Origin of the sequence: Paucibacter sp. PLA-PC-4 (assembly GCF_026241155.1) — a bacterium.
Classification (GTDB): Bacteria; Pseudomonadota; Gammaproteobacteria; order Burkholderiales; family Burkholderiaceae_C; genus Roseateles_E.
In genome coordinates, this window is the sequence record NZ_JAPFGP010000012.1 from 175659 (window position 1) to 186923 (window position 11265).

Consider the following 11265-nt stretch of genomic DNA (forward strand, 5'->3'; position numbering starts at 1 on the left):
GCCTCCAGAGCGCCGGCGTTTGTCGACGTTATCCGTAGGGAGGGTATGTGATGAAGAATGACATCAAGTCGGTGCTGGCCGCGGTCGGTCTGAGCGTCGGTCTGGTCGTGAGCCCGGGCGCTGTGCTGGCGCAGAACGCCAATCTGGCACCGGGCTTCACCCAGCTGGCCAAGGCCGCCAAGGTGGTGGTGATGCCCGTCGACGTCGAGCTGTTCTCGATGTCGGCCGGTGGAGTCAACGAGCCCCGGGCTGACTGGACGACCGCCGCCCATGGGCATATGAAAACCGCGCTGGCTGCCAAGTCGACAAAGCTCGGCTTCAGCGCCGAGCCGATGAGCGAGACGGCCGCCGATGAGTTCGCCGAGCCGATCGCATTGCATGCGGCCGTCGCGCGCTCGATTGCGCTGCACCATTCAATGGGTGGTGGCTGGGCGCTGCCGACCAAGGACGGCAAGCTGGACTGGAGCTTTGGCGATGCGATGAAGCAGTTGCAGGCCAAGACCGGCGCGCAGTACGGTCTCTTCGTGTGGGTGCGCGACAGCTATGCCAGCGCCGAGCGCAAGATGGCCATGGTCGGCTTGGCACTGCTTGGCGTGGGTATCAGCGGTGGTGTGCAGACCGGCTATGCCTCGCTGGTGGATCTGAACAGCGGCCAAGTGATGTGGTTCAACCGCCTGGCACGCGCCAGCGGGGACCTGCGCGAGGCGGAGTCGGCGACTGAGTCGATCGAGGCCTTGCTGGCTGGCTTCCCGAAGGTGCAATGAAGCGCCGCAGACTGTTGGCGGCCCTGGGTGCCGGCTGCGCGCACTGCGCCGCGCAGGCCCAGGGGAGTACCTGGCTGGCACCTTCGCGCTTCAGCAAACCCGAGCCCGGCAGCGACGAGGGCGGGCTCTGGGCCATGATGGACCGCGAGGAGACCCGGCTGCGCCGCAGCCCCTTCGTGCTGCGCGACGCGCCGCTGCGCGACTATCTGCAGGACATGGCCTGCAAGCTCGGCGGCGAGCATTGCGCCGATGTGCGCGTCTATCCGGTGCGCACGCCCTTCTTCAACGCCAGCATGGCGCCCAACGGCATGATGCAGATCTGGAGCGGGCTGCTGCTGCGGGTCGACAACGAGGCACAGTTGGCGGCGGTGGTCGGCCATGAGATCGGCCACTACATGCAGCGCCACACCTTGGAGCGCCTGCGCGACGTCAAGGCACGTAGCGCCTTCGGCATGTTCATGGGCATGTTCGGCGTGGTGGGCCTGGTCGGGCAGATGGCCTCGCTGGCCGGAGCCTTCGGCTTCTCGCGCGATCAGGAGCGCGAGGCCGACCGTATCGGCCTGGAGCTGATGCGCAAGGCCGGCTATGACACCCGCGAGGCCAGCAAGGTCTGGGAGCATTTGCGCGCCGAGGCCGCAGCCGCCCATGAACCTGCCAAGTCCAGCCCGATGTTTGCGACCCATCCGCCGTCCGACGAGCGCAGCGCTACGCTCGCCCAACTGGCGATGGCCGATAGCGGCGGCTTCGTCGGCGCCGCCGAACTGAGCGGCCGCTTAGCCGGCCTGCAGCAAATGATGCTCGAAGACGAGCTGCGGCGCGGCCAGCACGGCGAGACCCTGGTGCTGCTGGATCGGCTGATTGCACGCTCGCCGCAGCGCAGCGACCTGCTGTATTTCCGTGGCGAGACGCGCCGCCAGCGCGCCACCGGCGATGACACGGACCGCGCGCTGCAGGACTTCGAGCAGGCCCTGCAACTGGGCCAGGAGCCGGCTCAGCTGCACCGCGCGCTGGGCTATCTGTACCAGGCCCGCGAGCAGCCGCAGCGAGCCCGCCAGGCCTTTGGTCGCTATGTCGAACTTGCCCCCGAGGCCGCCGATGCGGCCCTGATCAAGAGTTTTCTGTGAGGGAGTTTTCCGTGATGAAGAACAAGAGTATCTCCGGCCTGCTGGTCGCGGCAACCCTGGTGCTGCTGCTGTCGGGCTGCGCGGCTGTCAGCAAGGTGGCGACCGGCGACGCGCTGGTCGGCAACCGACTGGCGCTGAAGCTTGACACCGCCTGGAACCAGTTTGAACGGGGTTTCGGCAACGACACGCCGACCTGGACTATCGAGGGCGTGACCATCGACGCCTTGCAGTTCTATGTGGGCATCAAGGATGGCCAGGCGATTGCCAAGCTGCCCGATGAGGCCAAGAGCCAAAGACCGCTGAACTTCAAGGCATCGATGCTGCCGGCCGATGTGGTGGCGCTCTACCAGGCCATGCTGACCCGCGATGGCTCGAGCTTCCAGCTCGACAAGCTGGAGCCGACCGAGTTCCTGGGCGGCAAGGGTTTTCGTTTCGAGTACTCGCTCAACCGCAAGGTCGACGATGTGCCGATGCGCGGCTTGGCTTACGGCGCGGTACGCAATGGCGAGCTGTTTGTCATCCATTACAGCGCGCCGCGTCTGGTGTTCTTCCCGCGCTACCAGGCGCGCGTTGAAACCCTGGCCCGCGGGGCTCAGCTCAAAGGTTGAGAGGGCGCGGTGGTGTGAAATCCTGGCGCCTGGCCCCGCGCTTGCGCGGGCTGCGGCGCCGGACTGCGCACTATGCACGGGCGTTGTGGTGCACGGCGCCTAGGCTTGAGCCATTGCCCATAGCATCAGGAGTCGGCTCATGGATCAAACCGCTTCGGCCAGCCCTTGCGAGCTGCGTTTTCAGTCGCTGTTCGACGCCGGCAAGGCTCTGGCCTTTCCCTGTGACGAGCGCGGCAATGTGGCGCTGGACCAGCTGAGCCCGCGAGCGTTGACCAACTACCTGTTCGCCCGCACCGTGATCGGGCGGGAGTACGCGACTCCCGCCGTGCTCTTTACTTGCCCCAACCGTCCCGCAGGCCGGTGACCTTGTTGAAGACCGGCTTGTCGGCTTTGTGGTCGACCGAGTCGGCGATGAAGTAGCCGTGACGCTCGAACTGAAAGTGGGTGCCGGCCGGGACTTTTGCCAGTGAGGGCTCCAAACAGGCCTGGACGATCTTGCAGCTGCTGGGGTTGATCTCGGTGATGAAGTCGATGTCACCCGAGCCCGGCTGCGCAACCGTAAACAGGCGGTCGTACAGCCGCACTTCGGCTGCGACGGCCTCATGGGCGCCGACCCAGGTGATCACGCCCTTGACCTTGATGGCATCGGCACCGGGCGTGCCGCTCTTGGTGTCGGGCACGATGGTGGCCAGCACGGCGGTGATATTGCCGGCCTCGTCCTTTTCGCAGCCGGTGCACTCGACCACGTAGCCGTACTTCAGCCGGGTCTTGTTGCCCGGAAACAGGCGGTGATAGCCCTTGCTCGGCACTTCCATGAAGTCCTCGCGCTCGACCCACAGCTCGGGACCGAAGGTGAAGTCACGCTGGCCCAGCTCGGGCAGATGCGGGTGGGCCGGGGCGTGGCAGGGCTCGCGATGCTCAGTCGAACCAAAGATCTCTGCAAAGTTCGTCAGCTTTAGTTTGAGCGGCTCCAGCACCACGCTGGCGCGCGCCGCCTTGCCCTCCAGATCGGCGCGCAGGCAGCCGTCCAGCACCGAATAGTCCAGCCAGCTATTGGTCTTGGTGGTGCCGGAGCCGTCGACCATCGCGCGGATGCTCTCGGGCGTGTAGCCGCGCCGGCGCATGCCCACCAAGGTCGGCATGCGGGGGTCATCCCAGCCGGTCACATGGCCTTCCTCGACCAGCTGACGCAGCTTGCGCTTGCTGGTGACCACATAGCTGAGGTTCAGACGGCCGAACTCGTACTGACGGGGCAGGGGCCGGGCCAGGAGACCGCCATCGGCCAGATGCTCCAGCAGCCAGTCGTAGAAGGGGCGCTGATCCTCGAACTCCAGGGTGCAGATCGAGTGCGTGATGCGCTCCAGCGCGTCCTCGATCGGATGGGCGTAGGTGTACATCGGGTAGATGCACCAGGTGTCGCCGGTGTTGTGGTGGGTGGCGCGCCGAATACGGTACAGCGCCGGGTCGCGCAGATTGATATTGGGAGAGGCCATATCGATCTTGGCGCGCAGCACCATCGCGCCGTCTGGATGCTTGCCGTCGCGCATCTCGCGAAAGCGAGCCAGATTCTCAGCGGGCGAGCGGTCTCGGAAGGGGCTGTTGGTGCCCGGGGTCGTAAAGTCGCCGCGGTTCGCACGCATCTGCTCCGGCGTCTGCTCGTCGACATAGGCGTCGCCGGCCGTGATCAGGTGCTCGGCCGCGCGGTACATGAAGTCGAAGTAATTGCTGGCGTAGAACAGGTGCGAGGTGGTCCTGCCCTCGAACTCCGCATCCCAGCTCCAGCCCAGCCACGCCACCATCTCCTTGATCGCGTCGACGTATTCCTGCTCTTCCTTCTCCGGGTTGGTGTCGTCGAAGCGCAGATGGCAGATGCCGCCATAGTCGCGCGCCAGGCCGAAGTTCAGGCAGATGGCCTTGGCATGGCCGACGTGCAGATAACCGTTGGGCTCGGGAGGGAAACGGGTTCGGATCTTTGCAGGGTCCAGCGCGCCGGCACCGTGGTGCTCGGCGTCGCCCGGGCTGCCGGCGAAACGGCGCTCGCCCTGCAGCTGCCCCTGGCCTTCGAGATCGCGCTCAATGATGGCGCGCAGGAAGTTATGGGGTTTGTGGGCTTCGTCGTTTGTCGGGTGGGACATCGGGGGGCAGCGGTTGATGCTGTCGGGGTTGGTGTTATTGGCTGACCATTTTATCGGCAGGCTGGATCGCGATCTTTCGGCCCTGCAGTCTGATGGGCGCCTCGGCGCGGGCGCGCAGCTGGCCGCAGCCGCCATCGACATCCTGGCCGGCTGAATCGCGCAATTTGGTCAGCACGCCGCGCTGGTGCAGGCGTCGGGCGATGTCCCGGGCTTTGTCCCAGCTGGGGCGGGTGAAGGGCAGCTCGGGCACGCTGTTGTAGGGGATCATGTTCAACAGGCCGAACTTGCCTTTGAGCAGCGCGACGATGCCGTCCAGCTCGTCTTCGCCGTCATTGATACCGTCCAGCAGGGTCCACTGGTACTGGATCGGATAGCCGCTGGCGCGGGCGTAGGCTTCGCCGGCGTCGACCAACTGCTGAGGCGTCAGCCGCGGTGCGCGCGGTAGCAACTGCTCGCGCAAGGCCGGCTTGCTGGTGTGCAGGCTCAGCGCCAGCGCCGGCTTGACCGGGCCTTCCAGCAGGCGCTCGAACACACGCGCATCGCCGACGGTCGAGAACACCAGGTTCTTGTGGCCGATATTGCCGGCCGTGCCCAGCAACTCGATCGCCTCGATGACGTTGTCGAGGTTGTGGGCTGGCTCGCCCATGCCCATGAAGACCACCTTCTTGACCGGGCGCAGGGTGCGTGCCAGCGCCACCTGGGCGACGATCTCGCCGCTTGTGACCTGGCGGATCAGCCCGTCGCGCCCGGTCATGCAGAACTGGCAGCCAACCGCGCAACCGACCTGGCTGGACACGCACAGCCCGTCGCGCGGGAGCAGCACGCTCTCAACCATCTGACCATCGACCAAGTCCACCAGCAGCCGAGCCGAGCCGTCTTCGCCGGGGTGGCTGGAGCGCAGCCGGGCCAGGCCCTGCAGTTCACCCATCAGCGACGGCAGGGCTTCGCGCACCGTCAGTGGCAGGAAGTCCTCGATGGCGCGCCGGCCCTGGTCCAGCGGCAGGGCCTGGACCCAATGCCGCAGCACCCGCTGCACATGGGGCGGCTTGGCGCCCAGGGCTTGCAGGCGGTGTTGAATGTCATGAATGCGCATCGCGAGGATTGCCAGGAAAATCAGTGTTAACCCTTGGATTAGGCTAAGCTGCGCGGCATTGCCGCCGCTGCCCGATTGTCCTCCATGCCTCTTGCACCTTCTATCCAGAACCCGCTGCTGTTGCAGCGCCTGATGTCAGCCGAGGCTGCGGCGGCGCTGATTCCCGCCGGTGCACATGTGGGCATGAGCGGCTTCACCGGCGCCGGCTATCCGAAGGCCGTGCCGCAGGCGCTTGCCGCGCGCATTGCAGCCGAAAACGCGGCAGGGCGGGAGTTCCGCATCGGCCTGTGGACCGGCGCCTCGACCGCGCCCGAGCTTGACGGCGCGCTGGCCAAGGTCAACGGCGTCGAGATGCGACTGCCCTACCAGTCCGACCCGACCAGCCGCAAGCGCATCAATGCCGGCGAGATGGAGTACACCGATATTCACCTGAGCCATGTGGCCCAGTACGTCTGGTTCGGCTTCTTTGGCAAGCTGGATGTCGCGGTGATTGAGGTCGCCGGCATCCTGCCGGACGGCCGGCTGATCCCCTCGACCTCGGTCGGCAATAACAAGACCTGGCTGGACCAGGCCGACAAGATCATCATCGAGGTGAACCGCCGCCAGCCTGCCGCGCTGGAGGGCATGCATGACATCTACTACGGCACGCAGCGGCCGCCGCACCGCATTCCGATCCCGCTGACCCAGGTCAGCGACCGCATCGGCGAGCCGTATCTGCGCTGCGATCTGAGCAAGGTGGTGGCCGTGGTCGAGACCGAGCAGAGCGACCGCAACAGTGTCTTCGCCGAGCCCGATGCAGTCTCGCGCTCAATTGCCGGCCATCTGATCGAGTTCTTGCAGCAGGAGGTGGCGCGCGGGCGCCTGACGCCAGCCCTGCTGCCGCTGCAATCGGGCGTCGGCAATATCGCCAATGCGGTGCTGGACGGGCTCAACGAGGGCCCGTTCGAGGGGCTGACGGCCTATACCGAGGTCTTGCAGGACGGCATGCTGGCGATGCTGCGTTCGGGCAAGCTGAGCTTTGCCTCGGCCACCGCGCTGTCGCTGAGCCCGGCTGCAGCGGCCGAGTTCGAAGAGAACATCGAGTTCTACCGCTCGCGCATCCTCTTGCGCCCGCAGGAGATCAGCAATCACCCCGAGCTGATACGCCGCCTGGGCCTGATCGCGATGAACGCGATGATCGAGGCCGACATCTACGGCAACGTCAACTCCACCCACATCATGGGCAGCAGCATCATGAACGGCATCGGCGGCTCGGGCGACTTTGCCCGCAACGCCTATCTGTCTATTTTCATGACGCCGTCTACCGCCAAGGACGGCGCGATCTCCTGCATCGTGCCCATGGTCTCGCATGTGGACCACACCGAGCACGATGTGCAGATCATTGTCACCGAGCACGGCCTGGCCGATCTGCGCGGCCTGTCGCCCAAAGAGCGCGCGACTCTGGTGATCGAACGCTGCGCCCATCCCGACTACCGGCCCGCGCTGCGTGACTATGTGGCGCGCGCCCGCGCCGGCGCCCCGGGCCTGCACACGCCGCACCTGCTGGACGAGGCCTTTGCTTGGCACACGCGCTATCTGCGCCAGGGCTCGATGCGCGGCCAGACATGATCGTCCGCGATCTGCTCCGGGGCTACTTCTCGACGGGGCTGTCTGATTTTGCCGCCATGCCTTCAAGCGTCATCAATGCCCGATACGCGGGGTACTGGCAGATCATCGGATATGCACGGCGGAAGTAGCAGTCCCAGTAGCTGATCACCCGGCGCCGCAAAGTGGCCATGAAGGCCGGATTGGCGCGAACGAACTCGGCACAGCCGCTAGCGTCCAGGCTGGGCAGTGCCGACTCGATCAGCTCGATGATCTCGATCACGTACTCGCCCAGCGGCGCCAGCACAAAGGGAAGTACCCACGGCTCGCGAACTCTCAGCAGCTTGCGAACACATGACTCGCGCAAGAAACCGTCATCGTGGCGAGCGCCGATACAAAGCGCGACCAGTCGGATATCACCTCGAACACCGCAGTCGCCGAAAGCATCAACCAGTTTGCGTCGATCAACATAGCAGCGTCCGGGCAGTGTCAGCGTCTCGCCCAGCACACTGATTTCGAATTGAAACCTCAGTTCCAGCGATTCACCAGGGAGGTAGGTCTTTGCGAAATGGCCCAGCACAGGACGTAAGGCCGCCGGGAACGCGCTGTGCAAGGTGGAAGTTTGGGGTGGTGCTGTCATCTAAGCAGGGATGCGATCCGGTGGCTTGCGGGCCAGTGTAGTCACCCGACCCCATAGAATTGCCCGATGACAAGTTACACCGTGGGCCTTCAGCCGCGCTGCTATGCGCTGGTGCCGGCCGCCGGCGTCGGCGCCCGATCGGGCGCCGAAGGCCCCAAGCAGTATGTGCCCTTGGCGGGGCTGGCAATGATGGCGCACACGCTGCAGGCGTTGGCACGAGTGCCTGGTCTTGTCGCCACGCTGGTGGTGTTGTCGCCCGAGGATGATCAGTTCGAGGCCGCGGTGCCGGGCTTTGAGGGCTGGGTGGCTCGCTGCGGCGGTGCGAGCCGGGCCGAGAGTGTCGCCAATGGGCTCGACGAGTTGCTGGCGCGCGGCGCCCAGCCGCACGATTGGGTGCTGGTGCATGATGCGGCGCGCTGCATGCTGCGGCCAGAGTGGGTCGAGAAGCTGATCGCGGCCTGCGCTGACGACGAGGTCGGCGGCCTGCTGGCGATGCCGCTGGCCGACACCCTGAAGCAGAGCAGTCATGGCCGCGTGATGAATACGGTGGACCGCAGCGCCAAGTGGGCCGCGCAGACGCCGCAGATGTTCCGCCTGGGACTGCTGAAACCGGCGCTGGCCGGGGGCGGTGAGGGCGTCACTGATGAAGCCAGCGCCATCGAGGCGCTGGGCCACCAGCCTCTGTTGGTTGAGAGCCCGATGGAGAATTTCAAAGTCACCTGGCCGGCGGATTTTGCCTTGGCCGAACGTTTGTTGAGGACACGTGCATGACCGTAGAAACCGATGCCGATATTGTCGGCCTGAAGGCCGCCGGCCATGCCGTGTCCAGCGTATTGAACCGCATGCTCGATGCGATCAAGCCTGGCATCACGACCCGCGAGCTCGATGAGATGGGCGCGCGGTGGCTGGCTGAGTTCGGTGCCAGGTCGGCCCCGGCCACGAGCTACAACTTCCCAGGTGCTACCTGCATCAGCATCAACGAGCAGGCCGCGCACGGCATCCCCGGTGAGCGCTTGATCGCCAAGGGCGATGTCGTCAACATCGATGTCTCGGCCGAGCTCGGCGGCTATTTTGCCGACACCGGCGGCACCCGTGTCGTACCGCCGACCACGCCGACCAAGACCCAGCTGGTATTCGCCGCCCGTTATGCGCTGGAGCAGGCGCTCAAGGAGGTGCGCCACGGCGCCAAGCTCAACCGCATCGGCCATGCGATCGAGCGCGTCGCCAAGGCCCACCGCTTCAAGATCATCGAGAACCTTTGCAGCCACGGCGTCGGCCGCTCGCTTCATGAGGACCCGAAGTACATCCCCGGCTACTTCGACGCCAGCGACACCCGTGTGTTGACCGAGGGCATGGTGATCACGATCGAGCCGTTTCTGTCGACCAAGAGCACGATGGTCGACGAGCAGGCCGATGGCTGGACGCTGTCGGGCATCAAGGGCAATCTATCGGCCCAGTTCGAGCACACCTTGATCGTCACCCGCGGTGCGCCGCTGGTCGTGACCCGTCACTGAAGCTCACCGCACCATGAAAGACGCCCCGCATTTGCGGGGCGTTTTGACTTCACTCGGCGCAGGCTTAGAACTTGTAGCTCAGACCCACCGAGAACATATCGGCATGGGTCTTGACCTTGTTGCTGCCGTACTTGGCCGAGATGCGGTCCCAATCTGCGTTCAGCGCGATCTGCTCGGTCAGCGCATAGCTGACGCCAGCGCCGATCAAGGGCTGCATGCTGGACTTCTTGGTCGTGGCGCCCGCGTAGGACTTGGTCTGGGTGTAGGCCACGCCCAGACGGCCCTTCAGCGCGAAGGGGCCTGCGTTGTAGGCTGCCACACCACTGACGCCCAGGCCGCGCAGATTGACCGAGCCGGGCACCAGCACATTGGCCTGGTTCTTCAGGCTGCCGATGCCGCTTTTGATGCCAAAGCCCATCGCCTCGACGCCGAAGGTCTCGTCGAACATGTAGCCGCCGAAAACCTTGCCGCCTGTCTTGGCGGTCTTGTCGCACTTGACGCCGGTCTGGCAGCTGATGTCGTACTTGTTGGACAGGCCGAGGCTGGCGCCGGCATACATGCTAGGGCCGGCATTGCTGGACGACTGGGCCGAAGCGGCGCCGGCGGCCAGCATGGCGACCAGGGCGGCGAAAGCAAAGCGAACGGGGGACTTCATGGGGCACTACTCCTTGGGTTTGTTCTGCCGGTGACCCGCTTTGGGTTCACGACGGAACGCAGTGTCCACGGGGCTTCGGGAAACTGCCAGTTGACTCTGGCAAGTGGCATAGTTCGGTCCGCTGTGTGGCGAAAAACGATACTTGTGCCCATGCAAGACCAGGGCGGGGAGGGTGGAGATGAGCAGTCCGGAGCTGTTGTTGCAGGTGTTGCGCAGCGAGATGCGCGCGGCCAATATGACCTATCGTGGCCTGGCCGAGCGGCTCGATCTCAGCGAGTCCAGCATCAAGCGCATGTTCTCGCAAGGCGATATGAGCTTGTCGCGCCTGGCCCAGGTCTGCAAGGTGATCGGTGTGGCGCTGGAGGATGTGTTGCGCCAGGCGGCCGATGCGGCGCCGCAGTCCGACACGTTGACTCTGGCCCAGGAGCGGGCGCTGGTGGCAGATGCCAAGCTGCTGATGGTGGCGACCTGCTGTCTCGGTCATTGGACCCTGGAGCAGATCATCGAGACCTACGCGGTCAGCGAGGCCGAGTGCATCGGCTATCTGCTCAAGCTCGACCGCCTCGCGCTGATCGAGCTCAAGCCGCTGAACCGCTACCGGCTGCGCGTCTCGCGCGCGTTTCGTTGGCTGCCCGATGGGCCGGTCCAGCAGCTGATGCGTCAGCATGTGGTTGGCGACTATTTCGCCGGCCGCTTCGACGGACCCGGAGAGACGATGCTCTGCGTGCACGGCCGGCTGTCCGACCCGAGCGCGCAGGAACTGGTGCAAAAGATCCAGCAACTGGCCGCCGAGCTGGCGCGCCTGCATCAGGACGACCAGCGCCTGCAGCCGGCGCTGCGCGACGGCTACACCTTGCTGCTGGGGCTGCGCTCCTGGGAGTTCTCGCAGTTCACCGCGATGCGGCGCTGAGCTTAGGGAGGGCGGGGCCGGCCGGCACACTGTCGGCCTTGCAGTGCCAGCTCAGCACGAGCTTGGCGCTGAAGCGGCCCAGCTGGGCTTTCAGGCAGGGGAGCTGGCCCGCGCGCTCTGCGCCGCTGCAGGCCACCAGCGCCAACAAGGTTGCGCTCAGCAGCAGGCCATGGCGGCGGCGCAGCCGCGGTGCGGCCGGCACACGGGCGGGGGGGTGGAGCAGCTTGGTCAGTGTCAT

General features: G+C 65.5%; 13 protein-coding genes. 8 read left to right on the plus strand and 5 right to left on the minus strand.

Annotated features, from left to right (window positions below):
* Positions 1 to 50 precede the first annotated feature (50 nt).
* From OOZ63_RS18935 to OOZ63_RS18950, 4 genes are all read left to right on the plus strand, one after another.
* Entirely contained in the window at positions 51 to 764 is a 714-nt protein-coding gene (locus tag OOZ63_RS18935) for a hypothetical protein (RefSeq protein WP_266007148.1), read from the plus strand.
* Positions 761 to 1888: a M48 family metallopeptidase gene (locus tag OOZ63_RS18940; RefSeq protein ID WP_266007149.1), complete on the plus strand. Its 1128-nt coding sequence runs from the start codon at positions 761 to 763 to the stop codon at positions 1886 to 1888. The genes OOZ63_RS18935 and OOZ63_RS18940 overlap by 4 nt, the downstream gene beginning before the upstream one ends.
* Positions 1889 to 1902: 14 nt before the next feature.
* Complete coding sequence (locus OOZ63_RS18945) at positions 1903 to 2496, plus strand: hypothetical protein (RefSeq protein ID WP_266007150.1); 594 nt, start codon at positions 1903 to 1905, stop codon at positions 2494 to 2496.
* 139 nt (positions 2497 to 2635) lie between these two features.
* Positions 2636 to 2860 (plus strand): hypothetical protein, encoded by a 225-nt coding sequence (locus tag OOZ63_RS18950; RefSeq protein ID WP_266007151.1) that lies wholly within the window; start codon positions 2636 to 2638, stop codon positions 2858 to 2860.
* Here the strand turns inward: OOZ63_RS18950 and OOZ63_RS18955 are convergent.
* Together OOZ63_RS18955 and OOZ63_RS18960 are read right to left on the minus strand one after the other, a co-directional pair.
* Positions 2829 to 4631 carry a glutamine--tRNA ligase/YqeY domain fusion protein gene (locus OOZ63_RS18955; protein WP_266007152.1) on the minus strand — a complete coding sequence of 601 codons (1803 nt, stop codon included), beginning with the start codon at positions 4629 to 4631 and terminating at the stop codon, positions 2829 to 2831. The two genes, OOZ63_RS18950 and OOZ63_RS18955, sit on opposite strands and share 32 nt — an antisense overlap.
* A 34-nt stretch (positions 4632 to 4665) precedes the next feature.
* Positions 4666 to 5724, minus strand: coding sequence for an RNA methyltransferase (locus OOZ63_RS18960; protein ID WP_266007153.1), 1059 nt, complete (start codon positions 5722 to 5724; stop codon positions 4666 to 4668).
* 84 nt (positions 5725 to 5808) lie between these two features.
* On the opposite strand from OOZ63_RS18960, the gene OOZ63_RS18965 reads away from it, so the two are divergent.
* Positions 5809 to 7332 (plus strand): acetyl-CoA hydrolase/transferase family protein, encoded by a 1524-nt coding sequence (locus tag OOZ63_RS18965; protein WP_266007154.1) that lies wholly within the window; start codon positions 5809 to 5811, stop codon positions 7330 to 7332.
* Positions 7333 to 7354: 22 nt separating this feature from the next.
* On the opposite strand, the gene OOZ63_RS18970 is transcribed toward OOZ63_RS18965, so the two are convergent.
* Entirely contained in the window at positions 7355 to 7888 is a 534-nt protein-coding gene (locus OOZ63_RS18970) for a hypothetical protein (RefSeq protein WP_266007155.1), read from the minus strand.
* Between the two features lie 126 nt (positions 7889 to 8014).
* Here OOZ63_RS18970 and ispD point away from each other — a divergent pair, with 126 nt between their 5' ends.
* Positions 8015 to 8719 (plus strand): 2-C-methyl-D-erythritol 4-phosphate cytidylyltransferase, encoded by a 705-nt coding sequence (gene ispD, locus OOZ63_RS18975; protein WP_266007157.1) that lies wholly within the window; start codon positions 8015 to 8017, stop codon positions 8717 to 8719.
* Positions 8716 to 9462: a type I methionyl aminopeptidase gene (gene map, locus OOZ63_RS18980; RefSeq protein ID WP_266007158.1), complete on the plus strand. Its 747-nt coding sequence runs from the start codon at positions 8716 to 8718 to the stop codon at positions 9460 to 9462. Before ispD ends, map begins: the two co-directional genes overlap by 4 nt.
* 64 nt (positions 9463 to 9526) lie before the next feature.
* On the opposite strand, the gene OOZ63_RS18985 is transcribed toward map, so the two are convergent.
* The gene (locus tag OOZ63_RS18985) at positions 9527 to 10117 is read right to left on the minus strand and encodes a porin family protein (RefSeq protein ID WP_266007159.1); all 591 of its coding nucleotides are present in this window, start codon (positions 10115 to 10117) and stop codon (positions 9527 to 9529) included.
* A 178-nt stretch (positions 10118 to 10295) separates the two neighbouring features.
* Here OOZ63_RS18985 and OOZ63_RS18990 point away from each other — a divergent pair, with 178 nt between their 5' ends.
* Complete coding sequence (locus tag OOZ63_RS18990; RefSeq protein WP_266007160.1) at positions 10296 to 11027, plus strand: helix-turn-helix domain-containing protein; 732 nt, start codon at positions 10296 to 10298, stop codon at positions 11025 to 11027.
* Here OOZ63_RS18990 and OOZ63_RS18995 read toward each other — a convergent pair.
* Positions 11008 to 11265: a hypothetical protein gene (locus OOZ63_RS18995; RefSeq protein WP_266007161.1), complete on the minus strand. Its 258-nt coding sequence runs from the start codon at positions 11263 to 11265 to the stop codon at positions 11008 to 11010. The genes OOZ63_RS18990 and OOZ63_RS18995 overlap by 20 nt on opposite strands.

Bases quoted from the DNA above. Each gene is read 5' to 3' on its own strand.
- OOZ63_RS18990 (WP_266007160.1), top strand. From the start codon at position 10,296: ATGAGCAGTCCGGAGCTGTTGTTGCAGGTGTTGCGCAGCGAGATGCGC.
- OOZ63_RS18995 (WP_266007161.1), bottom strand. From the start codon at position 11,265: ATGACACTGACCAAGCTGCTCCACCCCCCCGCCCGTGTGCCGGCCGCA.
- OOZ63_RS18960 (WP_266007153.1), bottom strand. From the start codon at position 5,724: ATGCGCATTCATGACATTCAACACCGCCTGCAAGCCCTGGGCGCCAAG.
- OOZ63_RS18985 (WP_266007159.1), bottom strand. From the start codon at position 10,117: ATGAAGTCCCCCGTTCGCTTTGCTTTCGCCGCCCTGGTCGCCATGCTG.
- OOZ63_RS18945 (WP_266007150.1), top strand. From the start codon at position 1,903: ATGAAGAACAAGAGTATCTCCGGCCTGCTGGTCGCGGCAACCCTGGTG.
- OOZ63_RS18950 (WP_266007151.1), top strand. From the start codon at position 2,636: ATGGATCAAACCGCTTCGGCCAGCCCTTGCGAGCTGCGTTTTCAGTCG.
- ispD (WP_266007157.1), top strand. From the start codon at position 8,015: ATGACAAGTTACACCGTGGGCCTTCAGCCGCGCTGCTATGCGCTGGTG.
- map (WP_266007158.1), top strand. From the start codon at position 8,716: ATGACCGTAGAAACCGATGCCGATATTGTCGGCCTGAAGGCCGCCGGC.
- OOZ63_RS18940 (WP_266007149.1), top strand. From the start codon at position 761: ATGAAGCGCCGCAGACTGTTGGCGGCCCTGGGTGCCGGCTGCGCGCAC.
- OOZ63_RS18965 (WP_266007154.1), top strand. From the start codon at position 5,809: ATGCCTCTTGCACCTTCTATCCAGAACCCGCTGCTGTTGCAGCGCCTG.
- OOZ63_RS18935 (WP_266007148.1), top strand. From the start codon at position 51: ATGAAGAATGACATCAAGTCGGTGCTGGCCGCGGTCGGTCTGAGCGTC.
- OOZ63_RS18955 (WP_266007152.1), bottom strand. From the start codon at position 4,631: ATGTCCCACCCGACAAACGACGAAGCCCACAAACCCCATAACTTCCTG.